The sequence below is a fragment of the Comamonas sp. NyZ500 genome, assembly GCF_016772095.1.
Lineage (GTDB): Bacteria > Pseudomonadota > Gammaproteobacteria > Burkholderiales > Burkholderiaceae_C > Comamonas > Comamonas thiooxydans.
The window spans coordinates 120,744-146,776 of record NZ_JAEIJE010000013.1; the positions used below are offsets into that span (position 1 = coordinate 120,744).

The 26,033-nt window shown below is 62.5% G+C and carries 28 protein-coding genes; 24 read left to right on the top strand and 4 right to left on the bottom strand.

Translation table 11 applies throughout. From position 1 onward, the window contains the following. Positions 1-77: 77 nt before the first annotated feature. From motA to JAO85_RS18345, 4 genes are all read left to right on the top strand, one after another. Positions 78-938, top strand: a complete 861-nt coding sequence (gene motA, locus JAO85_RS18330) for a flagellar motor stator protein MotA (RefSeq protein WP_003059167.1) — start codon at positions 78-80, stop codon at positions 936-938. A gap of 42 nt (positions 939-980) precedes the next feature. After that, positions 981-2,048, top strand: a complete 1,068-nt coding sequence (motB, locus tag JAO85_RS18335) for a flagellar motor protein MotB (protein ID WP_012836864.1) — start codon at positions 981-983, stop codon at positions 2,046-2,048. Between the two features lie 65 nt (positions 2,049-2,113). Beyond that, positions 2,114-2,500: a chemotaxis response regulator CheY gene (gene cheY / locus JAO85_RS18340; protein ID WP_003065483.1), complete on the top strand. Its 387-nt coding sequence runs from the start codon at positions 2,114-2,116 to the stop codon at positions 2,498-2,500. 3 nt (positions 2,501-2,503) lie between these two features. After that, on the top strand, positions 2,504-3,121 hold the full coding sequence (locus JAO85_RS18345; RefSeq protein ID WP_012836866.1) for a protein phosphatase CheZ: 618 nt from the start codon (positions 2,504-2,506) through the stop codon (positions 3,119-3,121). 196 nt (positions 3,122-3,317) lie between these two features. Here JAO85_RS18345 and fliE read toward each other — a convergent pair whose 3' ends face one another. After that, positions 3,318-3,626 (bottom strand): flagellar hook-basal body complex protein FliE, encoded by a 309-nt coding sequence (gene fliE, locus JAO85_RS18350; RefSeq protein WP_003065477.1) that lies wholly within the window; start codon positions 3,624-3,626, stop codon positions 3,318-3,320. 173 nt (positions 3,627-3,799) lie between these two features. On the opposite strand from fliE, the gene fliF reads away from it, so the two are divergent. From fliF to fliR, 13 genes are all read left to right on the top strand, one after another. Further along, positions 3,800-5,506: a flagellar basal-body MS-ring/collar protein FliF gene (fliF, locus tag JAO85_RS18355; RefSeq protein ID WP_039050702.1), complete on the top strand. Its 1,707-nt coding sequence runs from the start codon at positions 3,800-3,802 to the stop codon at positions 5,504-5,506. Between the two features lie 148 nt (positions 5,507-5,654). Further along, complete coding sequence (gene fliG, locus JAO85_RS18360) at positions 5,655-6,650, top strand: flagellar motor switch protein FliG (protein WP_003059149.1); 996 nt, start codon at positions 5,655-5,657, stop codon at positions 6,648-6,650. Next, complete coding sequence (locus JAO85_RS18365) at positions 6,643-7,470, top strand: FliH/SctL family protein (RefSeq protein WP_039050701.1); 828 nt, start codon at positions 6,643-6,645, stop codon at positions 7,468-7,470. The genes fliG and JAO85_RS18365 overlap by 8 nt, the downstream gene beginning before the upstream one ends. Beyond that, the gene (gene fliI / locus JAO85_RS18370; RefSeq protein WP_039050700.1) at positions 7,467-8,855 is read left to right on the top strand and encodes a flagellar protein export ATPase FliI; all 1,389 of its coding nucleotides are present in this window, start codon (positions 7,467-7,469) and stop codon (positions 8,853-8,855) included. Before JAO85_RS18365 ends, fliI begins: the two co-directional genes overlap by 4 nt. Before the next feature lie 33 nt (positions 8,856-8,888). Then, positions 8,889-9,353, top strand: a complete 465-nt coding sequence (fliJ, locus tag JAO85_RS18375) for a flagellar export protein FliJ (protein WP_039050699.1) — start codon at positions 8,889-8,891, stop codon at positions 9,351-9,353. Positions 9,354-9,355: 2 nt separating this feature from the next. Further along, a complete protein-coding gene (locus JAO85_RS18380) occupies positions 9,356-10,672 on the top strand; it encodes a flagellar hook-length control protein FliK (protein ID WP_202788694.1) in 1,317 nt (438 codons plus the stop codon). 189 nt (positions 10,673-10,861) lie between these two features. Further along, complete coding sequence (gene fliL, locus JAO85_RS18385) at positions 10,862-11,416, top strand: flagellar basal body-associated protein FliL (RefSeq protein WP_034353146.1); 555 nt, start codon at positions 10,862-10,864, stop codon at positions 11,414-11,416. 13 nt (positions 11,417-11,429) lie between these two features. Beyond that, positions 11,430-12,434: a flagellar motor switch protein FliM gene (gene fliM / locus JAO85_RS18390; RefSeq protein ID WP_003065459.1), complete on the top strand. Its 1,005-nt coding sequence runs from the start codon at positions 11,430-11,432 to the stop codon at positions 12,432-12,434. Beyond that, complete coding sequence (gene fliN, locus JAO85_RS18395) at positions 12,424-12,858, top strand: flagellar motor switch protein FliN (RefSeq protein WP_003059131.1); 435 nt, start codon at positions 12,424-12,426, stop codon at positions 12,856-12,858. The genes fliM and fliN overlap by 11 nt, the downstream gene beginning before the upstream one ends. A gap of 34 nt (positions 12,859-12,892) precedes the next feature. Beyond that, positions 12,893-13,282: a flagellar biosynthetic protein FliO gene (locus JAO85_RS18400; protein WP_039050697.1), complete on the top strand. Its 390-nt coding sequence runs from the start codon at positions 12,893-12,895 to the stop codon at positions 13,280-13,282. Continuing rightward, a complete protein-coding gene (gene fliP, locus JAO85_RS18405; protein WP_003065455.1) occupies positions 13,275-14,024 on the top strand; it encodes a flagellar type III secretion system pore protein FliP in 750 nt (249 codons plus the stop codon). The genes JAO85_RS18400 and fliP overlap by 8 nt, the downstream gene beginning before the upstream one ends. Positions 14,025-14,175: 151 nt before the next feature. Beyond that, entirely contained in the window at positions 14,176-14,445 is a 270-nt protein-coding gene (gene fliQ, locus JAO85_RS18410) for a flagellar biosynthesis protein FliQ (RefSeq protein WP_003059126.1), read from the top strand. Next, entirely contained in the window at positions 14,442-15,206 is a 765-nt protein-coding gene (fliR, locus tag JAO85_RS18415; RefSeq protein WP_012836874.1) for a flagellar biosynthetic protein FliR, read from the top strand. Before fliQ ends, fliR begins: the two co-directional genes overlap by 4 nt. A gap of 139 nt (positions 15,207-15,345) precedes the next feature. Here fliR and JAO85_RS18420 read toward each other — a convergent pair whose 3' ends face one another. Continuing rightward, entirely contained in the window at positions 15,346-15,984 is a 639-nt protein-coding gene (locus JAO85_RS18420) for a response regulator transcription factor (protein WP_003065450.1), read from the bottom strand. 55 nt (positions 15,985-16,039) lie between these two features. Beyond that, the gene (locus tag JAO85_RS18425) at positions 16,040-17,161 is read right to left on the bottom strand and encodes an ATP-binding protein (RefSeq protein ID WP_039050696.1); all 1,122 of its coding nucleotides are present in this window, start codon (positions 17,159-17,161) and stop codon (positions 16,040-16,042) included. Between the two features lie 113 nt (positions 17,162-17,274). Here JAO85_RS18425 and JAO85_RS18430 point away from each other — a divergent pair, with 113 nt between their 5' ends. Genes JAO85_RS18430 through JAO85_RS18460 form a run of 7 tightly spaced genes read left to right on the top strand, consistent with a single transcriptional unit; the run spans position 17,275 to position 23,722 of the window. Beyond that, entirely contained in the window at positions 17,275-17,724 is a 450-nt protein-coding gene (locus JAO85_RS18430; protein ID WP_003065446.1) for a hypothetical protein, read from the top strand. 42 nt (positions 17,725-17,766) lie between these two features. Further along, positions 17,767-18,129, top strand: coding sequence for a response regulator (locus tag JAO85_RS18435; RefSeq protein ID WP_003059121.1), 363 nt, complete (start codon positions 17,767-17,769; stop codon positions 18,127-18,129). Positions 18,130-18,161: 32 nt separating this feature from the next. Further along, positions 18,162-20,366, top strand: coding sequence for a chemotaxis protein CheW (locus JAO85_RS18440; RefSeq protein WP_039050695.1), 2,205 nt, complete (start codon positions 18,162-18,164; stop codon positions 20,364-20,366). 50 nt (positions 20,367-20,416) lie between these two features. Beyond that, the gene (locus tag JAO85_RS18445; RefSeq protein ID WP_003077929.1) at positions 20,417-20,905 is read left to right on the top strand and encodes a chemotaxis protein CheW; all 489 of its coding nucleotides are present in this window, start codon (positions 20,417-20,419) and stop codon (positions 20,903-20,905) included. A gap of 17 nt (positions 20,906-20,922) precedes the next feature. Further along, positions 20,923-21,837 (top strand): CheR family methyltransferase, encoded by a 915-nt coding sequence (locus JAO85_RS18450; RefSeq protein ID WP_003065440.1) that lies wholly within the window; start codon positions 20,923-20,925, stop codon positions 21,835-21,837. A gap of 24 nt (positions 21,838-21,861) precedes the next feature. Continuing rightward, entirely contained in the window at positions 21,862-22,593 is a 732-nt protein-coding gene (gene cheD / locus JAO85_RS18455; RefSeq protein ID WP_012836880.1) for a chemoreceptor glutamine deamidase CheD, read from the top strand. A 13-nt stretch (positions 22,594-22,606) separates the two neighbouring features. After that, positions 22,607-23,722: a chemotaxis response regulator protein-glutamate methylesterase gene (locus tag JAO85_RS18460; RefSeq protein WP_196491440.1), complete on the top strand. Its 1,116-nt coding sequence runs from the start codon at positions 22,607-22,609 to the stop codon at positions 23,720-23,722. 111 nt (positions 23,723-23,833) lie between these two features. Here JAO85_RS18460 and JAO85_RS18465 read toward each other — a convergent pair whose 3' ends face one another. Beyond that, positions 23,834-25,720 carry an ATP-binding cassette domain-containing protein gene (locus JAO85_RS18465; RefSeq protein ID WP_202788695.1) on the bottom strand — a complete coding sequence of 629 codons (1,887 nt, stop codon included), beginning with the start codon at positions 25,718-25,720 and terminating at the stop codon, positions 23,834-23,836. Between the last annotated feature and the right edge of the window lie 313 nt (positions 25,721-26,033).

A 26,033-nucleotide genomic window follows, 5' to 3' on the forward strand; every position in this document is an offset into this window, starting at 1 on the left:
CTAGCTGCCGATCTAGCTTCCAAACGCCCAGCTTTTTGCACCTATGGCGGGGCTTCTGCAACTTCACAATCGGCACCATGCTTGTTCTCATCGGTTATATCGTCGCCTTCGGCTGCATCTTCGGCATGTATGTGCTGCACGGCGGCAGCGTGGGCGTTCTTGTCAAGGCGCTGCCGTTCGAGATGGTGACCATTGGCGGTGGCGCCCTGGGCGCTTTCATCGTCAGCAACCAGCCCAAGGTGCTCAAGGCCACAGCCAAGGCGATTCCCTCGGCGCTCAAGCCCTCGCGCTATAACAAGGCGCGCTATATGGAAGTGATGGCGCTTCTGTACGAGCTGCTGCAGAAGGCGCGCAAGGAAGGCCTGATGTCGATCGAGTCCGATGTGGAAGATCCGCAGTCCTCGACGGTGTTTCAGAACTATCCGCAGCTGATGGCCGACCACCATGTCGTCGAGTTCCTGACTGACTATCTGCGCATGATGGTCTCGGGCAATCTCAACTCGCACGAGATCGAGGCGCTGATGGACAGCGAAATTGAAGCCCATCATGCCGAGGCCCACGCGCCGGTGATGGCACTGAATCGTCTGGCGGGCGCCTTGCCTGCCTTCGGCATTATTGCGGCCGTGCTGGGTGTGGTGAACACCATGGCTTTCGTGGGACAGCCCCCTGCGGTGCTGGGCGGCATGATTGCCTCGGCGCTGGTGGGTACCTTCCTCGGGATCTTGCTGGCCTATGCGCTGGTGGAACCCATGGCTGCGCTGCTGGAGCAGCGTGCCCAGGATGCGGCCAAGGAGTTCGAGTGCATCAAGGCGACGCTTTTGGCCAGCATGCAGGGCTACAACCCGGGCACGGCCATCGAGTTCGGCCGCAAGGTGCTGTTCTCCACCGAGCGTCCAGGCTTTCTGGAGCTGGAGTCGCACGTCAAGGGTAAGAAGTGATGAGTGCCCGCTCTCGCGAGGATCTAGTGATGGAGCGCTGCCATGGCTGACAAGAAGCTGCAGCCCATCATCATCAAGCGCGTCAAGAAGACTGCCCATGCACACCATGGTGGTGCCTGGAAGATTGCCTATGCCGACTTTGTGACGGCGATGATGGCCTTCTTCCTGCTGATGTGGCTGCTGGGCTCGACCGCTCAGGGCGAGCTGCAGGGGATTGCCGCGTATTTCAATTCGCCGCTGAAGGTGGCCATGTCTGGCGGCAGCGGTGCGGGCAACAGCTCCAGCATCGTGCCCGGCGGCGGCAACGACCTCTCCAAGGTGCATGGCCAGGTGCGCCGCTCCGAGTCCGAAGACAATGCCAACCGCCGCTCCAGCCAGGCCATGGGCCGGGCCGATGAGTCCGCACGCGACGCACAGCGCCTGCATGCGCTCAAGGCCAAGGTGGACAGCATGATTGCCAACAATGCGCGCCTGAACGAGTTCCGCTCGCAGATTCGCACGGAGATCACGCATGACGGCCTGATGATTCAGATCGTCGATGACCAGAACCGCCCCATGTTCGATAGCGGCAGTGCCGTGGTCAAGCCCTATATGCGGGACATCCTGCGCGAGATCGGTGCGGCCATGGGCAATGCGGAAAATCGCATCAGTCTCTCAGGCCACACCGATGCTGCGCCCTACGGCAATGCCGATCGCGGCTATAGCAACTGGGAGCTGTCGGCCGACCGCGCCAACGCCTCGCGCCGCGAGCTGGTGGCTGCCGGCATGCCGCTGGACAAGCTGGCGCGTGTAGTTGGCATGGCCAGCAGCGACCTGCTGCTGCCCGAGGAGCCGCGTGCCGCGCAGAACCGCCGCATCACCATTACCGTGCTGACCAAGGAGGCCGAGCGCCGTGTGCTGGGCAACGACAAGGAGCGCAGTACGGAGCAGGTGACCAGTGCCGAGGAAGCTGCCAGCACGATCAACCAACCCAAGGCCCGGCGCGCAGTACCCAGCGCTGTCGACAGGCAGTCTCTGGATGCCAAGGAAGAGTTTGTTGTAACAAACCCTGAAGTTGCCACGGAGACTGTCGAAAAGCCTGACAATGCACGTCCAATGCCGGGAGGTTGACAAATTGTTACCATCACGGCTGAAAACTTGTTCCCACGCACCTATTCCGACCGAAAGGGCCTCTCGTGGCTAATGCCCTGCGATTTTTGATTGTTGACGACTTCTCCACCATGCGCCGCATCGTGCGCAATCTGCTCAAGGAGAGTGGCTTTGCCGATGCCGATGAAGCCGAAGATGGTGTGGTTGCCATCACCAAGCTGCGTGCTAGCAAGTTTGACTTTGTGGTGACCGACATCAACATGCCGAACATGAACGGCTTTCAGCTGCTGAGCGAAATCAAGCAGGATGAAAAGCTCAAGCATCTGCCGGTGCTGATGGTGACCGCCGAAGCCCGCAAGGAAGATATCGTGGCTGCCGCCCAGGGCGGCGCGGCCGGCTATATCGTCAAGCCCTTCACCAAGGCCACGCTGGAAGAGAAGGTCAATCTCATCATCAAGAAACTCGATCTCTGAGCCATGAGCAGCGACCAGGCTTCCGCCAACGTCCACTACAAGATTGGCGTGCTCACACGCCAGTTGCATAACTCGCTCAATGAGCTGGGTTATGCGGATCGTTTGCGCGGCAGTGCGGGGGAGCTTCCCGATGCGCAAAGCCGTCTGTCCTATATCGCCCGTCTGACGGGGGAAGCTGCCAACAAGGTGCTGGGTCAGGTCGAAGTGACTCAGAACCGCCAGGATGCGCTGGCCGAGCGCACTCGCGCCATGCGTGCAGAACTCATCAAGGATCCGGTGGCCGCGGTGGCCAAGGGGCGCGTGATGAACTATCTGCAGGAGGTGGAAGAGGGCACGGAGCAGACCAATAGCCATCTGACCGAGATCATGATGGCGCAGGATTTCCACGATCTCACGGGCCAGGTAATTGCTCGTGTGGTGGCACTTGCGGCCGATCTGGAGTCGCAGCTGCTGGAGTTGCTGATCCAGACTTCGCCGGATGCTGCGCAGGCACCGGCCCTGGCGCCTGTGGAAGCCGCGCAGCCCAAGCTGGCCGGCCCGGTGGTGGATCCCGAAAACACGGCAGATGTGGTGACCTCGCAGTCCCAGGTGGATGATTTGCTGGCCAGTCTTGGCTTCTAAAAACATAGCTGCCTGTGTTTTGTAGATAGGCGTTTGAGCGCAAAAAGCCCGATCTTTAAATGGATCGGGCTTTTTTTATTGGGCGTTGCCAGGCGGGCAGGGTGGGCGGAGCGCAAAAAGCCCGCATGTCATCACAACATGCGGGCAAGCCTTGGAGGGCAATCTGCCTTTTGAGCGGTGTGCGGCGTTGCGCCGATCACACCTGCATATTCATCACATCGGAATAGGCCTGCACCAGGCGGTTGCGCACATGCAGCGTGGCCTGAAAGCCGATCTGCGATTTCTGCATGGCCACCATGGTCTGCTCCAGGCTGACGGCGGGGTTTTCCAGCTGCACTTCGCGCTGCAGCTGGCCGGAATGGTTTTGAGCGGCGCTCACCGATTGCAGTGCATTTTGCAGAGCCTGACCAAAGCCGCCGGCCACGGGCGCAGTGCCGGCGCTGCCGACCTTGGTGAGCTGGTTGCCCAGCTGGGCGGGGTTGATTGCTGGGATCTTCAGGTCCATATCTTTATCCAACTGGCTTGGTGAGTTGGAGGTGATCGTAGGTTTTTCGCGTGATCGCAGACGGGCAATAAGTGGGTGAATCGGCTTGCTTATCGGGGGAACGCCGCCGGCCCGAGTCCGAATAATCCACTGGACGCTAGACCTCGTGTGGGGTCTGACACCATGGAATCAAGATGTCTGCTGTAGCTGAAGTACCTGTCCCCAATGCCGTGCCCGGTGCCACGTATGCGCCCCGCCCTGCGCTTGCGCAGCGCTGGAATGCGCTCGACCGTGGCCAACGTCTTCGCTGGGGCGCGCTGGCGGCCTTGGTCGCAGTGGGCCTGGTGGCGGCGGCGGTGTTCTATCGCCAGCCTGACTACAAGCTGCTGTTCTCCAACGTCAGCGACAAGGATGGCGGTGCCATCGTGGCGCAGCTGACGCAGATGAACGTGCCCTACAAGTACAGCGAGGGCGGCGGCGCCATTCTCATCCCCGCAGACCGTGTGCACGATGTGCGCCTGAAGCTGGCCACGCAAGGCCTGCCCAAGGGGTCGGTGACAGGCTTCGAGCTGATGGAGAACAGCAAGTTCGGCATCACCCAGTTTCAGGAACGCCTCAACTTCCAGCGCGGCCTGGAAGGCGAGCTGACGCGCTCCATCCTGGCGCTCAATGCCGTGCAGAGTGCCCGCGTGCATCTGGCCCTGCCCAATCAGAACGGATTCTTCCGCGAGCAGCAAAAGCCTTCGGCTTCCGTGCTGCTGAGCCTGCATCCGGGGCGCATGCTGGACCGTGCCCAGATCGCGGGCATCGTGCATCTGGTGGCCTCCAGCGTGCCCGAGATGGAGCCTGCTGCCGTCAGCGTGGTGGACGACACCGGCAAGCTGCTGTCGCAGTCGCCTGACGGCAATGCCGGCGGCGTGGACATGCAGCAGTTCCTCTACACCCAGCAGGTGGAGCAGCAATATGTGCGCCGCATTCTGGATATTCTGGAGCCCGTGGTCGGCAAGAACAATGTGAAGGCCCAGGTTTCGGCCGAGCTGGACTTCAGCCAGACCGAATCGACTTCCGAACAGCATCGTCCCAACCAGTCTGCAGACGGCGGGGCCGTGCGCAGCCAGCAGGTGATGGAAACCAATGGCGAGAAGACGGCCACTCCACCTACCGGCGTGCCTGGCGCGACCAGCAACCAGCCACCTCAGAACTCCACCGCGCCCATCAACGGTGCCAATCCTGCGCCGCAGGCCGCTGGTGCAGGCCAGGGCAATGGCCAGGGCAACAAGCGCGAGTCCATCACCAATTACGAAGTGGACAAGACCGTCAGGGTCACACGCGGCAGCACCGGCACCGTCAAGCGCCTGACGGCTGCGGTGGTGGTCAATGCACCGCTGGCGGCGGCGGCCGGCACCGATGCGGCGACAGCGGCAACGGCAGCCGCAGTCAGCTCCGGCCTGCGCCCACTGACAGCCCAGCAGCAGGAGCAACTGCTCACGCTGGTGCGCGAAACCGTGGGCTATAGCGCCGACCGAGGCGACTCGGTGAACCTGGTCAGCGCTCCCTTCATGGACAGCGGTGCCGCACCGGCCGAGCTGCCGATGTGGAAGGACCCCGAAATTCAGGCCATGGCCAAGAGCCTGGGCGTGCCGATTGCGCTGGCGCTGTTTGGAGCCCTGGTGTTGCTGGGCCTGGTGCGCCCCTTGCTCAAGGGACGCAATACCGGCCCCGGCGGCCAGCTCAATGCCATTGAAGCCGAGGCGCTGGATCGCCCCGCACTGCCCGGCCCTGCGAAGGAGCTGTCTCCGACCAAGGAGCAGGAACGACTGGATCAGGCCCGTCATCTGGCCAAGCAGAACCCGATCGCGGTGGCGAACATCGTGAAGACATGGATTAACGGAGAGGGGTGACGAAGTCACCCCCTGAGGCGCGTTGCGCCTTCCCCCTCTCTCTTTGGGAGGGGGACGATGCCCTCGCTGCGGGGCGGCGGGGCCGCCTAGGCCCTTGCTCGGCATCCCCGGCATGGGACGGTTGAATAACTAGTAGAGAGTTTTGAATATGGACGATAGAGGTCTGAACGACGCTGCCATCTTGCTGGTCTCCCTCGGTGAGGAAGAAGCGGCCGAGGTGTTCAAGCACCTCACGCCCAAGGAAGTGCAGAAGCTGGGCGAGACGATTGCCCGCATGCGTGGCGTGACGCGGGAAAAGGTGGATTTCGTGATCGACCGCTTCACCAGCGATGCCGCGTCGCAGAGTCTGCTGGTCGACGATGCCAGCGACTATGTGCGCTCGGTGCTCAAGCGTGCCCTGGGCGATGACAAGGCGGCGCTGCTGATCGACCGCATCATGCAGGGTGGAGACATCTCGGGCATTGAAAGCCTGAAGTGGATGGATCCGCTGTCGGTGGCCGAGCTGCTGCGCGGTGAGCATCCGCAGATCGTGGCGGCGATTCTGGTGCACCTGGAGTATGAGCAGGCTGCGGCCGTGCTGATGCAGTTCCCCGATCGCGCGCGCAGCGAGGTCATGCTGCGCGTGGCCACGCTGGAAGGCATTCAGCCCACGGCGCTCAAGGACTTGAACGAAGTGCTGTTCAAGGTGCTGGCGGGTGGCGACAAGGTGCGCAAGACCTCGCTGGGCGGCGTCAAGACCGCGGCTGAAATGCTCAACCAGATGGGCGGCAATGCCGATGTGGCGGTGCTCGATACCATCCGCAACTACGACCCCGAGCTGGCGCAGAAGATCATGGACAAGATGTTCGTCTTCGATGATCTGGTCAAGCTCGACGACCGCTCGGTGCAACTGGTGCTGCGCGAGGTCGTGTCCGAGACGCTGATCGTGGCGCTCAAGGGCGGCTCCATGGAAGTGCGCGACAAGATCCTGGCCAATATGTCCATGCGTGCGGCCGAGTCGCTGCGCGAGGACCTGGAAGGCCGTGGCCCCATGCGTCTGTCCGAAGTGGAAGCCCAGCAGAAGGAAATCCTCAAGGTCGTGCGTCGTCTGGTCGAGGAAGGCCAGGTAACCATCGGCAGCGGTCCGGAGGACAGCTATGTCTAAGGGCCAGCCTCCGCGCTCGCACTCGCGCTTTATCCCGCAGGAAGAGATCGACGACAGCACCGTGGTGCAATGGCGCTTCGGCGCGGTGGACGCACAGGATCGCGGCGTTTTCGCGCCAGCACAGCAAGCGGCTTTCATACCGGCGGGAGTAGAGCATTTCAACGGTTTTTCCCCCTCGATTGCCCATCAACCGCAGGCGCAGCCCGAGGTGCAGGCTGTGGAGCAGGTGGAGCCAGCTGCCCCGGCTTTCGACGAGGAGCAACTGCAGCAGATGCTGGAGCAGGCACGAGCCGAGGGTCATGCACAGGGCCTGGCCGAAGGCCGCACCCAGACCCAGCAGCAATGGCAGCAGCATCTGGACGACCATATCAACGGTGCGGGCCGCGAGAGTGCGCAGCGTGTCGATGGCGTGTTGCAGGGCCTGGAAGACAACTTCAAGCAGCTGCAGTCGGGCATGGCCCAGGAGCTGCTGAACCTGGCTTGTGACATCGCACGCCAGGTGGTGCGCCAGGAGCTGCGCAGCCAGCCCCAGGCCTTGCTGCCCGTGATTCGCGAGGCGCTGGACATGCTGGTCGACGAGAGCCGCCCGGTGACTGTGCGTCTGAACCCTGCAGACTTTGAACTGCTCGACGAGGCCCTGCGTGCCGAGCATGGTGCGCACAGCCGCATCCAGTGGCTGGGTGATGCCTCGATCTCCTCCGGCGATGTCAAGGTGGAGTCGGGGGGGGCCGAGATCGACGGCGGTCTGGACAAGCGCTGGCGTCGTGCCGTGGCAGCTCTGGGCCTGGTCTCCACCTGGTATGACGGAGACAAGGCATGAACCCCTGGCAGCAGTTCATGAGCCAGGCGCGCGCACGTTACGCCGAGCCTGTGCCGCTGGAGTGCCAGGGCCGTCTGACCCGGCTGACCGGCATGGTGCTGGAGGCTTCCGGGCTGCGTGTGCCCGTGGGGGCGCAATGCCATATTCATCAGCATGGACAGGAGCCTGTGCTGGCCGAGGTGGTCGGCTTCGCCGGCGAGCGCGCCTTTCTGATGCCTGCGGGCGATATTCAGGGTCTGTCCAGCGGAGCCATGGTGACGCCGGCAGCCCCCTTTGTTCCCGTGCCCCAGCTGGGCGTGGTGGAGACCGAGAAAGTCAGCCAGACCGTGGGCGTGCTGCGCCTACCCATGGGGGATGGCTTGCTGGGGCGGGTGGTGGATTCGCAAGGCATTCCACTGGACCATGCGGGCGAGCTGGGTAGCGTGGTTCCCGAGGTGCTGGATCGCAACCCCATCAACGCCATGGACAGGGACCCCGTGCGCGAGTCGCTGGATACCGGTGTCAAGGCGCTGAACGCGCTGCTGACCGTGGGGCGCGGCCAGCGTCTGGGTCTGTTTGCCGGCTCGGGTGTGGGCAAGTCCGTGCTGCTGGGCATGATGGCGCGCTACACCCAGGCCGATGTGATCGTGGTGGGTCTGATCGGCGAGCGTGGCCGCGAGGTCAAGGAGTTCGTCGAGGACATTCTGGGTGCCCAGGACCGCAGCCGTGCCGTGGTCGTGGCCGCTCCCGCCGATGCGCCGCCGCTGCTGCGCATGCAGGGCGCCAGCTACGCCACGGCGATTGCCGAGCATTTTCGCGACAAGGGCAAGCATGTGCTGCTGCTCATGGATTCCTTGACCCGCTATGCCATGGCCCAGCGCGAAATCGCCCTGGCCATCGGCGAGCCGCCGGCCACCAAGGGCTATCCGCCGTCCTGTTTTGCCAAGCTGCCAGCGCTGGTGGAGCGCAGCGGTAACGGCCTGCATGGCGTGGGCTCGATCACGGCCTTCTACACCGTGCTGTCCGAAGGTGACGATCAGCAGGATCCGATTGCCGATGCGGCCCGCGCCATTCTCGACGGCCACGTCGTGCTCTCGCGGGCGCTGGCCGAGACAGGACATTACCCGGCCATCGACATCGAACAGTCGGCTTCGCGTGTCATGCACAACGTGGTCTCGCGCGAGCATTTCGAGCTGGCACGCCGCTTTCGCGCCGTCTATTCGCGCTATCAGAAGGGGCGCGATCTGGTGCAGGTCGGCGCCTATGTCTCAGGCTCCGATCCGCAACTGGACGAGGCGATTGCGCTGCAGCCCGCCATGACCGGGTTTCTGCAGCAAAGCATGTTTGAAAGCTCCAGCATGGAGCAAAGCCTGGCCGGCATGGCGCAAGCCATGCAGCGGGGCTGAGCATCAACGGGTTAGCCAGAGGGAGAGTCGCAGATGTCGTCCTTGAATGCCTTGAACGTCGCCATTGAAGCCGCAGAACGCAAGCGTGACGCGGCCCGCACCACCATGCAGGAGCGCCAGCGTGCTCAGCAGGCGGCGCAGGCCCAGATGGATCAGCTGCAGGGCTATGTCCTGGAGATGCAGGCGCGCTGGGGGGCCCAGGAAGGGCTGGCCGTGCAGCCCGAGGTCATGCATCACCAGTATCAGTTCATGGAGCGTCTGCAGCACGCCATCGGTTTGCAGACCCGTGTGGTGGCGGACCAGGGCATTCGGCTGGAGACCGCGCGTCAGGCCCTGCTGGCGGCCGAGCTGCGTGTGACCAGTCTGCAGAAGGTGGTGCAGGCTCGCCGCCGTGATGTGGCTCTGGCCCAGATGCGGCGCGAGCAAAAAGATACCGACGAGCGCGCCACCATGGCATTTTTTCGACGCAGCTTCGGCCTGCAACTTCAGGAGGCCTGAGCATGGCGGAAACCAGAATTGATGGCCCGCGCAGCGGCGAAGCGCGCACCGGCAAGGCCATGGCGCAGTCCATGAACTCGGCCAAAAGCGCTACGGCTGCGGCAGGCGAGCCCGGCCAGGGATTTTCATCGCTGCTGGCATCGCTGGACGGATTCGTGTCTGCAGGCCTGCCGCAGACGGCGCTGCAGCCTGCCGAGGTGTCGGACGCGAAGCTGGCACCAGGCGAGCACGATGCGCTGCTGATCGCTCAAGGTCATGCGCCGTGGATGAGTCTGGTCGGACAGACCGCGCAGCTGGATGGGCAGGGGGACGCCGATCTGCGCCAGGGCGTGGCCACCGACTTTCTTTCAGGCAGAGGCCATGCCGCGCAACTGGCTCATCGCCAGGCTTTGCAGCCCGGGTCCGAGCAGGCGCATGCCGCATTCATGGGCAAGGATTTTCAATCAAATCAAGCCCAAACGTATACGACGCAAACGCAAGCAGCTATTAATTCTGATGCGGCTGTCTTGCAGCCGCAGCAGGACGCAGTCGCGCAGGGGCAGGACAGCGGGCACAGCGCGCTGGCTTCGGTGACTGAAGATGCGCCTGCTGCGCGCGTCGAGCCTGCTGTGCACAAGGCGCAGGCATTGCAGCAGCAGGGCATCAGCCTGCAGGGCATGACGGCTGTGCAGCCCCAGGCCCTGGAAGGTCTCAAGGATTTGCTGCGTGCGGCCCGCTCACCCCAGCAGGATGAAGCTGCGCCACAGGGCAAGACGGCGGCAGTGCAGGGTGGGGCCGACCTGCAGGCCGTAGCGGCTGCCGTAGGGGCAGCCATGGGAGCAGCGAGCGCGGGCATGCAGGGCGGCGGTCAGAACAGCTCCGACTTCGGCCAGAGCCTGGCGGGGCAGGATGCCGCACCTACAGAGCGTGAGCAGGAAGTGTCCGAGCAGGTGGCCTTCTGGGTGCATCAGAAAACGCAGAATGCCGCGCTGTCGATCCAGCATGAGGGCAAGGCTATCCAGGTCCAGGTGCAGCTGAACGGCCAGGAGGCTCATGTGCGCTTTGCCGCAGGCGATGAGCAGGCACGTCAGCTGCTGGCCGACGGTCAGGCTCAGCTGCGCGAGCTTTTGCAGGCCCAGGGGCTGAATCTGAGCGGCGTCAGCGTGGATGCGGGCGGTGCCGATGCCCGGTCCGGAGGCGACAGCCAGGGCGATGACGTCCAGCGCGGCCAGGCCAGGGTGGCCCGGGTCTCGGTCAATGCTGCCGAGCTGCCCATGAGTGCGGCCAGCGCACGCAATGGCGCGCGGCCGGTGCAGTCCGGTGTGGATCTTTTCGTGTAAATGATCAGAGCCGGCTCACGGAAACAGTGAGCCGGACATGGTGCGAAACCCGGAATGAAGCCGGGTTTCGCGCTTTTATTCGGGCAATGGTCAGAAGGGCGGGCGGCGAATAATTCAGGCGTGGATCTTCCGTGTCGCGGCAATGGCTGCGGGGTGGATGCAGTCCCCCACTCTTGAGGAATACCCGCCGTGTCAGCCAATCCCAATGCCGCCCCTGTTGCACCTGCTCCTGCCAAAAGCAAGAAGCTGATCGTCATCGTGGCCATCGTTGCCGTGCTGGCCATCGTGGCTGCCGCAGCCTATGTGCTGATGATGCAGCGCCAGCACAGCAGCGCCGATGGCGAAGAAGAAGTCAGCGCCAAAGCCACAGTGCCCACTTTCTTGCCGCTGGACAATATGGTGGCCAATCTGGCTGACCCCGGCGGCGATCGCTTTGTGCAACTGGGCATCACGCTGGAGCTGGCCGATGAGAAGACGGCTTCCACTGTCAAGCAGTACCTGCCCAGCATCCGCAACGGCATTCTGATGCTGGTGTCCCAGCGCACGGCCGACGAGCTGCTGGCGCGCGAGGGCAAGGAAAAACTGGCCGCCGACATTCTCACCGAGGTCTCCGCGCCGCTGGGCTTTGGCCCGGGCGCCAAGAAGCGCTCGCGCGACGATGAGGACGCCGACGAAGACAGCCCGCGTGCCAATCGCAAGGGGCCTGTGCGTCGTGTGCTGTTCTCCAGCTTCATCATTCAGTAAGCAGGGGGAGTGCATGAGCGATTCTTTTCTCTCCCAGGAAGAGGTTGATGCTCTTCTTGAAGGCGTTACCGGCGAAAGCCAGCGCTCCGAGGTGGTGGAGGTCGATCTCGGCCAGGTCCGCAGCTACGACATCTCCAGCCAGGAACGCATCGTGCGTGGGCGCATGCCCACCATGGAAATCGTCAACGAGCGCTTTGCCCGCAACTTCCGCATCGGCCTGTTCAACTTCATCCGCCGCAGCCCCGAGGTTTCCGTTGGGACGGTGACGGTGCAGCGCTACAGCGCCTTCCTGCGCGAGCTGGCCGTTCCCACCAATTTCAACATCATGGCCATTCGCCCGCTGCGCGGCAATGGTCTGATCGTCTGCGATCCCTCGCTGGTGTTCGGTGTGATCGACACGCTGTACGGCGGCACGGGTCGCCTGCAGACCCGCATCGAGGGGCGCGACTTCTCGACCACCGAGCAGCGCGTGATCAACCGCATGGTCAATGTGATCTGCGAGGAATACAAAAAAGCCTGGCACGGCATCTATCCGCTGGAGCTGGCCTATCAGCGCTCGGAAATGCAGCCGCAGTTCGCCAACATCGCCACGCCCAGCGAAATCGTGGTCTCCACGGCTTTTCAGCTGGAGATCGGCGATATCTCGGGCTCCATCCACATCTGCATGCCTTATGCGACGTTGGAGCCGATTCGCGATGTGCTGTATTCGTCGACTCAGGGCGATGCCATCGAGGTGGATCGCCGCTGGGTCAAGGTGCTGACGCGGGAGATTCAGGCCGCCGAGGTCACGCTGGTGGCCGAGCTGGCCCGCGCCGATGCCACGGTGGAGCAACTGCTGGCCATGCGCCCAGGTGACTTTATCGAGCTCGACCGCGAGCCGCTGATTCGCGCCTCCATTGGTGGGGTGCCGGTTTTCGAGTGCCAGTACGGCACGCACAACGACAAATATGCAATCCGCGTGGAACGCAGCCTGCGCGGCGGCGAGACCAGCTGGATGGGAGAGAAGCATGGCAATTGACGACAACAACAAGCCCGCGGGTGACGATCCGTTCTCCGGCTGGGCCGAGGCGCTGGAAGAGCAGCGTCAGCATGACCAGGCCGTCGAAGGCCCCGATCTGTCCGATCAGGGTGGGCCGCTGGCGGGCGATGCCGCTCGCAGCTATGGCGATGTGCCGGTGCACGATATCAACATGGTGCTGGACATTCCGGTTCAGCTGTCCGTGGAACTGGGCCGCACCAAGGTGCCCATCAAATACATTCTGCAACTGGCTCAGGGCTCGGTGGTGGAGCTCGATGCTCTGGCCGGCGAACCCATGGACGTGCTGGTCAACGGCTACCTGATCGCCCAGGGCGAGGTGGTGGTGGTCAATGACAAGTTCGGTATCCGTCTGACGGACGTGGTGACACCGTCCGAGCGTCTGCGCCGGGTCAGTCGTGGTTGAGAACACGGCCAACTCTGCGGCTGCGGCCCCCTCCATGTGGCCCACGCTGCTGCTGGTCGTCCTGTTCGTGGCGGTCATGGCGGCATTGCCCTGGCTGGTGCGTCGTCTGCAGCAAAAAAACCTCCTGCCCCGTGGCATGGGGATGGCCCGTGGTGTCGCCTCAGTTCCGACGCAGGTGCTGGGCACGCTGGCCATTGGCCCGCAGCAGCGGGTGGTGACCGTGCAACTGGGTGAAGGGGAGCAGGCCGTGCGCCTGGTGCTTGGTGTGACGGCGCAGCAGATCCAATGTTTGCATGTGCTGCAAGACCCGTCCGCATCTTTGCAATCCGCCCGTGCAGCCCATTCACCTGCCGTCTCATCGTTCACCGACTCGCTGATGCGCGCGCAGGCCGACGAAGCGGCCCGGAATTCTGGAAATGTCTAAATTCGTCTCTCGTGCTGCTGCCGCTGTCCTGCTGGCCATGCCCCTGATGGCCGCAGCCCAGGGCGCACCCGCCAGTCTGCCGCTGCTGGTAGGCCAGGGCGCGGGCGGCACCAGTTATTCGGTGCCCATCCAGACACTGCTGTTTTTCACGGCGCTGTCGTTCCTGCCCGCCATCTTGCTGTTGATGACGGGCTTTACCCGCATCGTCATCGTGCTGAGCCTGCTGCGCCAGGCGCTGGGCACGCAGTCCGCGCCGCCCAATCAGGTGGTGATCGGTCTGTCGCTGTTTCTCACCATGTTTGTGATGGGGCCGACGCTGGACAAGGTCTATCAGGACGCCTATCTGCCCTATACGCAAAACAGCATCAGCTTCGAGCAAGCCATGGAAAAGGCCGAAGCCCCCATGCGCGGCTTCATGCTCAAGCAGACGCGCCAGTCGGACTTTGCGTTGTTCAAGCGCCTGGCCAAGCTGGATGCGAATGTCACGGCAGAAACAGCACCTCTGCGTGTGCTGGTGCCGGCCTTTGTGACCAGCGAGCTGAAAACGGCTTTTCAGATCGGCTTCATGATCTTCATTCCGTTTCTGGTCATCGACATGGTGGTGTCTTCCATCCTCATGTCGCTGGGCATGATGATGCTTTCGCCCGTGCTGGTGGCCCTGCCTTTCAAGCTCATGCTGTTTGTGCTGGCCGATGGCTGGAACCTGATCATCGGCTCTCTGGCGGCGAGCTTTGCGACATGAGATCCCCCCTGAGGCGCTTGCCTAGGCGGCCCCGCGCCTTCCCCCAAGGGGACGACACCTTCGGTGCGGGGCGGCCCTTCCTCGGTGTCTCGCACATTGAGCCGCGGCGGTTGCAAGCGTATTGGATTCATTGAATTTTTAAGAGAACGTCATGACCTCTCAGTTTGTTCTGACCTTTGGCCGCGAGGCGCTGACCCTGCTGCTCATGATCTCCATGCCGGTGCTGGGCGTGGTCATGGGCGTGGGTCTGCTGGTGAGCGTCTTTCAGGCCGTGACCCAGGTGCATGAGGCCACGCTGGCTTTTGTGCCCAAGCTCATCGCCGCCGTGCTGGTGTTTGCCGTGGCAGGGCCGTGGATGCTGTCCACGCTGGTGGATTTCATTCGTCGCACCATAGAGAGCATTCCAGGTTCGGTGGGATGATTTCCTTTAGCGAAGCGCAGATTGCCGCCTGGCTCTCGCCACTGATCTGGCCGTTTGTGCGCGTGCTGGCGCTGTTCACCACGGCGCCCGTGTTTTCTCAGAAAGCCATTCCCATGCGACTCAAGGTGGGGCTGGCTTTTCTGGTTGCGCTTTGCGCGCAGCCGGTGCTGGGCGAGCAGACGGTGGTCAGCATTGCCTCGGCCCAGGCACTGGGCACTCTGGTGCAGCAGGTAGTGATAGGTCTGTCCGTGGGTTTTGCCGTGCGCCTGGTGATGGCGGCCATTGAAGTCGCCGGTGAAGTGGTGGGTCTGCAGATGGGCCTGAACTTCGCGTCTTTCTTCGATCCGACCAGCAATGCCCAGCTCAGTGCCGTGGCGCGCTTCATGGTGCAGATCGCCACCTTGCTGTTCATCGTCATCAATGGTCATTTGCTGGTGTTGATGGCGGTTCTCAAGAGCTTTGAGGCATTCCCCGTCGATGGCAACTTTCTGCAGGCCATCTCCCAGATGCGGATCCACGAGATGGGCAGTGCCGTTTTTGCCAGCGCTTTCTGGATTGCCCTGCCCATGATTGCCATGCTGCTCTTCGTCAACCTGGTGCTGGGCATCATCTCCCGTGTCGCGCCGCAGATGAATATCTATGCCGTGGGCTTTCCTGTCACCTTGACTGTGGGGCTGCTGGGCCTGACGGCGACCCTGCCTTTGCTGGAGCAGCCCCTGGTGGCCTTGCTCCAAAAGGGGATGGCAGTCTTCGGGGTTTAGTGCGAAAACTATCTTTTTGATAGCATGGTGCGCTTTGTGGAACAGGGATAAGACCCGCTTTTGCCTCAAGCGAAAAAACTGACTCGATGCGGGCGCGCAAGCCAGTGATGGCCATCCAGCGCATGGTCCGCCGCGCGGCTCAGGGCGTATCTATCAGTCCGTTCTTGATGGCATAGGCGGTCAGCTCCGCGTTGCTGCCCATGCCCAGCTTCTCCAGCACCCGTGCCCGGTACACGCTCACCGTCTTGGGGCTGAGCATCAACTCCTGCGCAATATCGGTCTGGCGCTGACCGCTGGCAATCTTCAGCAGCGTCTGCATCTCGCGCTCGGACAAGGTTTCATGCGGCACGGGAGCGGCAGGCTGGGCCAGGCTGTCGGCCAGCATCTGGGCCACTTCGGCAGTCAGGTATTTGCGTCCGCTGTGGACGGTGCGCACGGCGTCGATCAGCAGCACCGGATCCCCCGCCTTGTTGGCATAGCCGGCCGCGCCGGCCTTGATGCTGCGCAAGGCGTACTGGTCTTCGGGATACATGGAGACCATGATGACGCGGATCTGCGGATGCGTCTCGCGCACGCTGGCCAGCACTTCCAGGCCGCTGCGGCCCGGCATATTGATGTCCAGCAGCAGCACATCGCAAGCTGCATCGCGCAGTTGCTCACGCAGTTCGGCATAGCTGCCGGCTTCTGCGGTGACGCTGATGTCCGTCGCCTCTGCCAGGGTGTCGCGTATGCCCCGGCGCAAAATGGCATGGTCGTCGCACAGCACCACGTGAATCAAGGTCGCTCTCCCAGGAAGTCAGATGGCAGACCGGACAAGCGCGTGGTTGGGTGGCTCATGCCTGGATCTCTGCCAGAGGAATGGTGAGAATGATAGAGGTTCCTCGGCCGGGGTGGCTACTCACATCCAGCCAACCTTGAATTGTTCGCGCGCGCTCACTTAGACCTCGAAGTCCGAAAGACTGAGGCTTTTTGCGATCATCCTGGCTCAGACCTACCCCGTTATCTGTTACTTCCAGTGTCAAAAAACCCTCGTGGTCGGACAAATCCAGCGTCACCTGGCTGGCTTGTGCGTATTTGCTGATATTGGTCAAGGATTCCTGTGCCGTTCGGTAGACCACCACCTGCTGCTCGGGTGCTATTTCCATATGCTCACGGCTGGTGTGCAACCGGGCTGGTATGCCTGTGCGGCGCTCGAAGTCCTGGGCCAGCCATTGCACGGCGGCCACCAGTCCCTGATCCAGCACGGGCGGGCGCAGGTTCTGCATGATGCGCTGGCTGGCGCCCAGGGCGTGTTCCAGCATCTCCAGTGCCGATCTGGCATGCTCGCGCTGCTTGCCCTCGGGGCTGTTGCGGATCAGCCAGGCCAGATCAAACTTGACGGCAGTGAGCGAGCCGCCTATGTCATCGTGAATCTCGCGCGAGATATTGGCGCGCTCCTGCTCGATGCTGGTGTGCAGATGTTCGGTCAGCTCGGCCAGGCGCTTTTCGGACTCTGCCAGCTGCAGTGCGGCGCGACGGCGGGCTCGCCTCGCCTCATGGACCTCCATGGCGCGCTTGATGACATGGGGCAGGCCGTTGATCTGGTCCTTGAGCAGATAGTCGCTGATGCCCAGCCGCATGATGTCCACGGCGGCGGATTCGCCGATGGCGCCCGACAACAGCACAAAAGGAGGGGCATCGGCACGGGTTCGCACCAGGTCCCAGACGTCGAGAGCCGTGAAGCCGGGCAGATGATAGTCCGCCAGAATCAGGTCGAAATCCTGTGCCTCAAGGGCGCCCTGTACCTCCTGCAGACTGTCCACGGTCGTGAGCGTGCAGGGCAGCTGCCCGCGCTTGAGGCTCAGGCGTGCCAGAGCCTGATCTGCGACAGAGTCTTCAATATGAAGGATTTTCAAGGTCTGATTCCGGAATTGCATATCGTCAAGGACGCTATCATTGGATACATTTTGGAACATCGAGGGTAGTCGTCAAGTGTGGCCGTGCGGTCACGGTGCGGGCTGCCGGGCGGTTCATTTCGTGGAGCATGGCGGCATGGCTGTCATGATGGTTTTACGCAGTTGGAGTAACAATGCAGACGATGCAAAACCCTTCGGGTGTGCCTGCAGTTGCCGTGCCGGTGATGGTGGCTGCGGAGCTGCAGGATGCCTTGCTGGTCACACTGCGTGATCTGCAGCGTCTTGAAGGGCTGCTGGACCATGCCACGCACAATCTGCTGGAGCGCTTCGAGCAAGTCAACGGGCAATTGTCGCAGCCGGCCTTGCCCGATTCGGCTGCGCTGGCTACAGCACGTGAGTCGTTGCGGCTGGCCGTGACCGAGCTCCAGTTTCACGATATGTCATCTCAGCTGATTGCCCATATGGCACATACCTTGCAAGCCTGCGCTTTCAGGCTCGGGGCTGCCGCCATGGGCAGGGATGAGGATGAGGCGGAGTCCGCCATCAGTCTGCCAAACCTGCCCGAAAAGCCCAATCCCGTCACGCAAAGCGAGATGGATGCAGGCTCTGTGGAGCTGTTTTGAACTTCTACCCTGTTTTCCGTTGCCCGTCTGTTGGAGCTGTACATGCGATCGATTCTGGCTGTTGATGATTCCCCCTCGATGCGAAAGATGGTGTCTTTCACGTTGAGCAGTGCTGGTTTTAAGGTGGTGGAAGCCGTCGACGGTGTGGATGCGCTGGAAAAAGCACAGGCGCAAAACATCGATCTGGTGCTGGCCGACCAGAACATGCCGCGCCTGGACGGCATCGGTCTCACGCGCAAGCTCCGTGAAAACCCGAAGTTCAAGGGCACGCCCATCTTGATACTGACCACGGAATCCAGCGATCTGATGAAGCAGGCGGGCCGGGCCGCAGGTGCCACGGGCTGGCTGGTCAAGCCCTTCGATCCCAATCGATTGATCGAAGTTATTCAAAAAGTGCTGCGTTAAGCCGATAACAACGAATCACAGCAGGAAACACCATGGCGGATACACACCAGGATGGCGCAGGTTCGGGCGCAGACTTCGACCTTAGCCAGTTCTATCAAATCTTTTTCGAGGAAGCCAGCGAGAACCTCGACCAGATGGAGCAGATGCTGCTCAGCCTGGACCTTTCGGCCGCCAACGATGAAGAGCTCAACGGTATTTTCCGCTGCGCTCACTCCATCAAGGGCGGTGCGGCGACCTTCGGCTTCTCGGATGTGACCGAGCTCACGCACCGCATGGAATCCCTGCTGGACCGCCTGCGTCGCCACGAAATCACGCCCATCCCCGAGATGGTCGATGTGCTGCTGGAGTCGGCGGACGCCAGCCGTAGCCTGCTGGCACGTCACCAGTCTGGTGATGAGGGCGAACCGGTTTCCACTGCGGAACTGGTGGTGCGCATCGAGGCTCTGGCCCAGGGCCTGACCGAAATCCCCCAGGTCAACCGCAGTGCCGCGGCTGCCGAGCCTGTGCAGCCAGTTGCCGTTGTTGCCGCGGTGGTGGCGGATACGCCCGCTCAAGCTCCGGCCCCTGCGGTAGCCCAGGTGGCAGAGCCAGTCCCTGTGATCGGTACCGAGCCTCCCGAGGGTGCACGCGAGCTGACGATCGAGATCGGCCCGCTGTCCCGGCTGGAGCTGGGCGACGCCATCAAGGAGCTGTTCCGGGATATTCCGGGTCTGGGCACGATTCAGGATCAGGTCGGCACCAAGGCCGATCACCGCCTGTTCAAGGTCAGAACGGTGTCCACCGATGACGAGCTGCGCGATCTGTTTGTCTTCCATGTCTCCAAGGAGCAGGTGCAGATCAGCGATGCCGCCCAACCGCAGAACGCAACCGAGCCCGTGGTCGAGCAGCTGGAAGCCGTGGTGGATGAAGAAGCCGCCATGCCGCCCCACAATCTGCCGGCCGAAGAAGCCTACGGTTTTTTTGCGGGTGCTCCAGGCAGCCCCGAGGCTCAGCAAAATCAGGAGCATGCCGTGATTGGCGGCGCTGGGGGCACGGTGCAGAAGGCCGCACCCAAGGCTGCCGCTGCGCATATGGAGTCCACCAGCATCCGCGTGGATGTGAAGAAGGTGGACCAGCTCATCAATCTGGTGGGCGAGCTGGTCATCACCCAGGCCATGCTGGCGCAGAACAGCCAGGGGCTGGACCCGACGACCTATCAGCAGCTGCTGGCCGGCCTGGCCGATCTGGATCGCAACACGCGTGACCTGCAAGAGTCCGTGATGTCGATCCGCATGATTCCCATGTCCACGGTTTTCAGCCGCTTCCCGCGCATGCTGCGCGACCTGGCGGGCAAGCTGGGCAAGAAGATCGATCTGGTTACGCTCGGCGAAGCCACCGAGCTGGATAAGGGCCTGGTCGAAAAGATCACCGATCCGCTGACCCATCTGGTGCGCAACAGCGTGGACCACGGCATCGAGATGCCCGAGGACCGCATCGCTGCGGGCAAGTCCGAGCATGGCACGCTGACGCTGGCGGCATCCCATCAGGGCGGCTCCATCGTCATCGAGGTGCGCGACGACGGCAAGGGCATGAATCGCGAGAGGATTCTGAACAAGGCGCGCGAGCGCGGCATGGATGTCTCCGACAGCATGCCCGACAGCGATGTCTGGCAGCTGATCTTTGCGCCGGGCTTCTCCACGGCCGATGTGGTTACCGATGTCTCGGGCCGCGGCGTGGGCATGGACGTGGTCAAGCGAAACATCACCTCGCTGGGCGGCACGGTGGAGATCGAGTCCGTTGCCGGCGTGGGCATGAAGGTGGCCGTGCGCCTGCCGCTGACGCTGGCCATCATGGACGGCATGTCCGTCGGGGTGGGCGAAGAGGTCTATATCCTGCCGCTGTCCTCGGTGGTCGAGTCCTTCCAGGTCAAGGCCGACGATGTCAACACCGTGGCCAATGGCACGCAGCTGGTCAAGGTGCGCGACGAATACATGCCGGTGATCGCGCTGGAGCGAACCTTCCAGGTGCCGCGCGCCGATGAAAGCCAGACCAGCAACATCATGGTGGTGGTCGAGGCCGAAGGCAGCCGCGTGGCGCTGCTGGTCGACGAGCTGCTGGGCCAGCACCAGGTGGTGGTCAAGAACCTGGAAAGCAATTACCGCAAGGTGCCCAATGTCTCGGGCGCCACCATTCTGGGCGACGGATCCGTTGCGCTGATTCTGGATACGGGCGCTCTGGTGCGCCGTACCCGCCATTGAGGCCGCAGGCCTGAGCCGTCGCCGAGCCGAACAACGCAGAGAGAGCTGACATGAACATCATCAACAAGACTGCCGAAGGCGTGGCCACCGGTGCCCGCGAATATCTGACCTTCCGCCTGGGCGAGGAGGAATACGGCATCGACATCCTCAAGGTGCAGGAAATCCGTGGCTACGAGCAGCCCACGCGCATTGCCAACGCACCCGAGTTCATCAAGGGAGTGGTCAATCTGCGCGGCACCATCGTGCCCATCGTGGACATGCGCCTGCGCTTCAACTGCTCCGAGGTGGAGTACAACGCCTTTACCGTGGTCATCATCCTGAACCTGCGCAATCGCGTGGTCGGCATTGTGGTGGACTCGGTCAGCGATGTGATGGAGCTGCCCGCCGATGCCGTGCGTCCCGCACCCGATATCGAAAGCGCCATCGACAGCGGCTGCATTCTGGGCCTGGGTTCTGTGGGCGAGCGCATGTTGATCCTGCTGGACATCGAGAAGCTCATGGGCAATGTCGACATGGGCCTGGTGGCCTCCGAAGCCTGAGTGCGCCAGAGGTCCGTGTGCTGAACCTGGGACGTAGCGCTTCATTCGCAGCCTCTCCTGCCAGGCTTGAGCAGGACGATGAGGCGCTGCCGGGCGGCATGTCCGGCCCGCTGGCGCAGGGGCGCGAGTTCGTCTGGTCCAACCGCGACTTTGCCCGTGTGCAGGCCCTGATCTACAAGCGTGCCGGCATCAGCCTGCATGACGGTAAGCACGCCATGGTCTACAGCCGTCTGTCGCGCCGCCTGCGCGAGACCGGGCATGAGAGCTTTGTCAGCTATCTGGACTGGCTGGAGAGTATCAACGACGGGCCTGAATGGCAGGAGTTCGTCAATGCTCTCACCACGAATCTGACCTCGTTCTTCCGCGAGCAGCATCACTTCGACATCCTGGCCCAGCATCTGCGCAGCCACAAACCTGGCGGCAATGGCTGGAAGGTATGGTGCAGCGCGGCCTCCACGGGGGAGGAGCCTTATTCCATCCTGATGACGGCGGTGGAGAGTCTCGGTGCCTCGGCCAGCTTTCAGCTCATGGCCAGCGATATCGACTCGCGCGTGCTGGATACCGCCTCGCGCGGCATCTACCGGGCAGAGAACCTCAAGGGCGTGAGCACCGAGCGGCTGCACCGCTTTTTCCTGCGCGGGCGCTCGGCCAACTCCGGCATGGTGCGCGTCAAGCCGGAGCTGCGCCGCATGGTGGACTTTCTCAACGTCAACCTGATCGCCGGAGATTGGCCGTTCCGGGAGAGCTTCGACATCGTCTTCTGCCGCAACGTGATGATTTATTTCGACGCACCGACCCAGCGTCGCGTGCTGGAGCGCATTCATCAGGTGATGCGTCCGGGCGGGCTGCTGTTTGTCGGTCATGCCGAGAACTTCAGCGATTCGCGCGATCTGTTCGCGCTCAAGGGCAAGACCGTCTATGAGCGCCAATGAAGCTGAAGGGCAGGGCTGCAAGTCATGAGGAATCTGAGCTCTCCGCTGGATCTGCCAGGTGCTGGCGCTGCCAGACCCCTGCGCGGCAACAGCTTCGTGCCCCAGGGCTATCCTGATCCGGCCATGCCGGCGCCGGTCTCATCGCTGGAGCAGCTCAAGCGCCAGCCGCGCCAGCCGGGCGAGGCCTCGTTCTTCTACTACGACCCGCACTTCCAGCTCAATTCGGCCAAGGTGTTGCCGGGCGAGTACTTTGTCTCGCGCGACGAGATGGCCATCGTCACCGTGCTGGGTTCCTGCATCGCGGCCTGCCTGTGGGATCGTTTCATGCGCATTGGCGGCATGAACCACTTCATGCTGCCCGACGGCGACAGCAGCGACGTCTCGGGGCGCTATGGTTCGTACGCCATGGAGCTGCTGATCAACGAGATGCTCAAGCTGGGCGCACGGCGCGAATCCATGCAGGCCAAGATTTTTGGCGGCGCCCAGGTCATGGCCAATTTCACGACCATGAATGTGGGCGAGCGCAACACCAGTTTTGTGACAGAGTATCTGCAAACCGAGCGCATTCCCATCGTCTCCGAGGACGTGCTGGATATCTATCCGCGCAAGGTGGTGTTTTTTCCATCCACGGGCAAGGCCATGGTCAAGCGCCTGGCACACGCCCATCCCGAGGCATTGGTGCAGCAGGAAATCACTCGCGGCAACGCGGCTGCGGTGGCACGCAATACGGCGGGCGGCTCGGTGGATCTGTTTTGAGGAAGGTTGAGCGTTGTTAAAGCCAAAAATCCGGGTGATCGTGGTGGACGACTCTGCGCTGGTGCGCAGTCTTCTGGCCGAGATCATCAATCGCCAGCATGACATGGAGTGCATCGGCTCGGCCAATGACCCGTTGATCGCACGCGAGATGATCCGCGATCTGAACCCCGACGTCATCACGCTGGATGTGGAAATGCCCCGCATGGACGGCATCGATTTCCTCGGGCGGCTCATGCGCCTGCGTCCCATGCCGGTGGTGATGATCTCCACCCTGACTGAGCGCGGTGCCGAAGTCACCATGCGCGCCCTGGAGCTGGGTGCCATCGACTTTGTGGCCAAGCCCCGCGTCGGCGTGGCCAACGGCCTGCAGGAGCTGGCCAGCCAGATCGTGGACAAGATCCGCGTGGCTGCTGTGGCCCAGGTGCACCGCCTGCCGGTGGTGCCGCACGGCGTGGCTGCGGCAGCGAGTGCGGGCGCCAAGCCTGCTGCGCCCCGCGCGCCTGCGGCACCCAGCCTGCTGGGGCGCATCTCGACCGAAAAAATCATCGCCATCGGAGCCTCCACGGGGGGGACGGAAGCGATTCGTGAGGTGCTCACGCATCTGCCGGCCGACTGCCCGGCCATCGTCATCACCCAGCACATGCCGCCGGGCTTCACCACCAGTTTTGCGGCACGGCTCAACAGCCTGTGCCAGATGACGGTCAAGGAGGCCACGCACGGCGAGCGTTTGCTGCCCGGCCATGCCTATATCGCCCCTGGCGGCAAGCATTTCTCCATCACGCGCAGCGGTGCCAACTATGTGGCCGTGGTCGATGATGCGCCGCCCGTCAACCGTCACAAGCCCTCGGTGGAAGTGCTGTTCAAGTCCGTGGCCGCCAGCGCCGGGCGCAATGCCTACGGCATCATGCTCACTGGCATGGGGGCCGATGGCGCCACCGCCATGCGCGAGATGCGCGATGCCGGCAGCTACAACCTGGTGCAGGACGAGAGCACTTGCATCGTCTTCGGCATGCCCCGCGAAGCCATTGCCCATGGTGCGGCCGACGAGGTGCTGCCTCTGCCGCAGATCGCTCACGCCCTGCTGACCAAGCTGCGCGGCGGCTCGGATCAGGTGCATCACCGTATCTGAGATTGAATAAAAAGAGAGCGCTTTGCGCCTGTCAGATCTTGATTTAAAGGCTTTATAAGCCTGAAGTCATTACATGACAAGCGCAAGGCGCTCTCTTATTTGATGGCCTGATTACTCAGACAACAAGGTCCAGCGCTCCAGCGCCTCCATCAGCGCCTCGTCGATTTCCGCATCGCGCTGGTGCATGGCGACGGCCTTGGCGTTGTCGCTGGCAAACAGGCTGCCGTCGGCCAGCGCTTGCTGAATCTGCTTTTGCTCGGTCTCCAGTGCGGCAATCGTGGCCGGCAGGGCTTCCAGTTCGCGCTGATCCTTGTAGCTGAGCTTCTTCTTGGGGCTGGCCGCAGCGTCGGTGCGGCTTGCGACGGGCTTGGGCTCCTCCTTGGGGGTGGACTTGGCTTGCGCGGCTTCGGCCATGGCCTTGCTGCGGCGCGATTGCTCCATCCAGTCCGTCACGCCACCTTCGTATTCACGCCAGTGGCCGGGGCCTTCCCAGGCAATCGTGCTGGTGACTACGTTGTCGAGGAAAGTGCGGTCGTGGCTGACGAGAAAGACCGTGCCGTCATAGCTTTGCAGCAGGTCTTCCAGCATGTCCAGCGTCTCGATGTCCAGATCGTTGGTCGGCTCGTCCAGCACCAGAACATTGGCCGGTCGCGCAAACAAACGGGCCAGCAGCAGGCGGTTGCGCTCGCCGCCTGACAGCGATCGGACCGGGGAATGCGCACGCGCCGGAGAGAACAGAAAGTCCGCCAGATAGCTCTTGACGTGCTTTTTCTGGCTGCCGATCTCGATCCACTCGCTGCCGGGGCTGATGAAGTCCTCCAGCGTGGCATCCAGATTCACCTGATGACGCATCTGGTCAAAGTAGGCCACTTGCAGATTGCCGCCCAGGCGAACCTGACCGCTGTCCGGAGCCAGCTCGCCCAGGATCATCTTCAGCAGCGTTGTCTTGCCTGCGCCGTTGGGGCCCAGCAAGCCGACCTTGTCGCCACGCAAAATGGTGCCGCTGAACTTCTCGACGATCTTCTTTTCGCCAAAGGACTTGCTGACATCGGTCAGCTCGGCCACGATCTTGCCCTGATAGCCGTCGCCCTTGCCGGATGCGATATCCATATTTACGCTGCCCAGCACATCACGGCGCTGGGCGCGGCTGGCACGCAATTCCTGTAGGCGGCTGATGCGGCTCTGGCTGCGGGTGCGACGGGCTTCCACGCCCTTGCGAATCCACACTTCCTCCTGAGCCAGCAGCTTGTCCGCCTTGGCGTTGATCACGGCCTCCTGGTTGAGCTGCTCTTCCTTTTGCAGCACGTACTGGGAGAAATTCCCGGGATAGGTGCGCAGAACGCCCCGATCCAGCTCCACGATGCGGGTGGCGATGCGGTCCAGAAAGCTGCGGTCGTGGGTGATCGTGATCACGCTGCCCTTGAAGGCAATCAACAACTCCTCCAGCCACTCGATGGAGTCCAGGTCCAGGTGGTTGGTCGGTTCGTCGAGCAGCAGGACATCGGGGCGGGCCACCAGAGCCTGGGCCAGCGCCACGCGCTTGCGGGTGCCGCCGGACAGACTGCCCACCACAGCGTTCGGGTCCAGATGCAGGCGCTGCAGCGTTTCTTCCACGCGCTGCTCCCAGTTCCAGGCGTCATAGGCCTCGATCTGCGTCTGCAACTCGTCCAGATCCTCACCCTCGCCGCCGGCCAGGTAGCGCTCGCGAATCGCAATCACGGCCGCAATGCCGTCGGATGCCGACTCGAAGATGGTGTGCGCAGGGTTCAGGTCGGGTTCCTGCGCCACATAGGTAATGCGGACTCCGTTCTGCACTTGAAGCTGGCCGTCATCGGCCTTTGCCAGGCCACCCAAAATCTTGAGCAGTGAAGACTTGCCGGCGCCGTTACGGCCGATCAGGCCGACGCGCTCGCCGGTCTCCAGGGAAAAATTTGCGTGGTCCAGCAGGGCCACGTGCCCGAACGCCAATTGAGCGTCTAACAAAGTAATCAGTGCCATCGTGCCTGCATTATCGTTGGCCTCCATAGAGACAGCGGCCGTAAGGCCGCTGTCTCTATCTCTGTCTATGGACGCCGCCCAGGCAAAGACCACGCTGGCAGATGAATCTTTTGTGTCAGAAGCGGGTTGGCTAGGGTTTTTCCTATGCTATAGTTCGATCCATCGCAGCAAACGACTGCCTCGCAAAACTTCAAAAGTTCTTGCGCAGTGCCTCAAAATTTGTGATACACTGCAAAGCTTCGCTGATCGCAGCAAGCAACGAGATTCAAGATCGGATTTTCTGATTTTGCACTCGGTTCCTTAAAAAAATACA

Excerpts from the sequence above, each read along its gene's own strand:
- motA (WP_003059167.1), top strand. The coding sequence starts at position 78 with ATGCTTGTTCTCATCGGTTATATCGTCGCCTTCGGCTGCATCTTCGGC.
- motB (WP_012836864.1), top strand. The coding sequence starts at position 981 with ATGGCTGACAAGAAGCTGCAGCCCATCATCATCAAGCGCGTCAAGAAG.
- JAO85_RS18345 (WP_012836866.1), top strand. The coding sequence starts at position 2,504 with ATGAGCAGCGACCAGGCTTCCGCCAACGTCCACTACAAGATTGGCGTG.
- fliE (WP_003065477.1), bottom strand. The coding sequence starts at position 3,626 with ATGGACCTGAAGATCCCAGCAATCAACCCCGCCCAGCTGGGCAACCAG.
- fliF (WP_039050702.1), top strand. The coding sequence starts at position 3,800 with ATGTCTGCTGTAGCTGAAGTACCTGTCCCCAATGCCGTGCCCGGTGCC.
- fliG (WP_003059149.1), top strand. The coding sequence starts at position 5,655 with ATGGACGATAGAGGTCTGAACGACGCTGCCATCTTGCTGGTCTCCCTC.
- JAO85_RS18365 (WP_039050701.1), top strand. The coding sequence starts at position 6,643 with ATGTCTAAGGGCCAGCCTCCGCGCTCGCACTCGCGCTTTATCCCGCAG.
- fliI (WP_039050700.1), top strand. The coding sequence starts at position 7,467 with ATGAACCCCTGGCAGCAGTTCATGAGCCAGGCGCGCGCACGTTACGCC.
- fliJ (WP_039050699.1), top strand. The coding sequence starts at position 8,889 with ATGTCGTCCTTGAATGCCTTGAACGTCGCCATTGAAGCCGCAGAACGC.
- JAO85_RS18380 (WP_202788694.1), top strand. The coding sequence starts at position 9,356 with ATGGCGGAAACCAGAATTGATGGCCCGCGCAGCGGCGAAGCGCGCACC.
- fliM (WP_003065459.1), top strand. The coding sequence starts at position 11,430 with ATGAGCGATTCTTTTCTCTCCCAGGAAGAGGTTGATGCTCTTCTTGAA.
- fliN (WP_003059131.1), top strand. The coding sequence starts at position 12,424 with ATGGCAATTGACGACAACAACAAGCCCGCGGGTGACGATCCGTTCTCC.
- JAO85_RS18400 (WP_039050697.1), top strand. The coding sequence starts at position 12,893 with ATGTGGCCCACGCTGCTGCTGGTCGTCCTGTTCGTGGCGGTCATGGCG.
- fliP (WP_003065455.1), top strand. The coding sequence starts at position 13,275 with ATGTCTAAATTCGTCTCTCGTGCTGCTGCCGCTGTCCTGCTGGCCATG.
- fliQ (WP_003059126.1), top strand. The coding sequence starts at position 14,176 with ATGACCTCTCAGTTTGTTCTGACCTTTGGCCGCGAGGCGCTGACCCTG.
- fliR (WP_012836874.1), top strand. The coding sequence starts at position 14,442 with ATGATTTCCTTTAGCGAAGCGCAGATTGCCGCCTGGCTCTCGCCACTG.
- JAO85_RS18425 (WP_039050696.1), bottom strand. The coding sequence starts at position 17,161 with ATGTTCCAAAATGTATCCAATGATAGCGTCCTTGACGATATGCAATTC.
- JAO85_RS18430 (WP_003065446.1), top strand. The coding sequence starts at position 17,275 with ATGCAGACGATGCAAAACCCTTCGGGTGTGCCTGCAGTTGCCGTGCCG.
- JAO85_RS18435 (WP_003059121.1), top strand. The coding sequence starts at position 17,767 with ATGCGATCGATTCTGGCTGTTGATGATTCCCCCTCGATGCGAAAGATG.
- JAO85_RS18440 (WP_039050695.1), top strand. The coding sequence starts at position 18,162 with ATGGCGGATACACACCAGGATGGCGCAGGTTCGGGCGCAGACTTCGAC.
- JAO85_RS18445 (WP_003077929.1), top strand. The coding sequence starts at position 20,417 with ATGAACATCATCAACAAGACTGCCGAAGGCGTGGCCACCGGTGCCCGC.
- cheD (WP_012836880.1), top strand. The coding sequence starts at position 21,862 with ATGAGGAATCTGAGCTCTCCGCTGGATCTGCCAGGTGCTGGCGCTGCC.
- JAO85_RS18465 (WP_202788695.1), bottom strand. The coding sequence starts at position 25,720 with ATGGCACTGATTACTTTGTTAGACGCTCAATTGGCGTTCGGGCACGTG.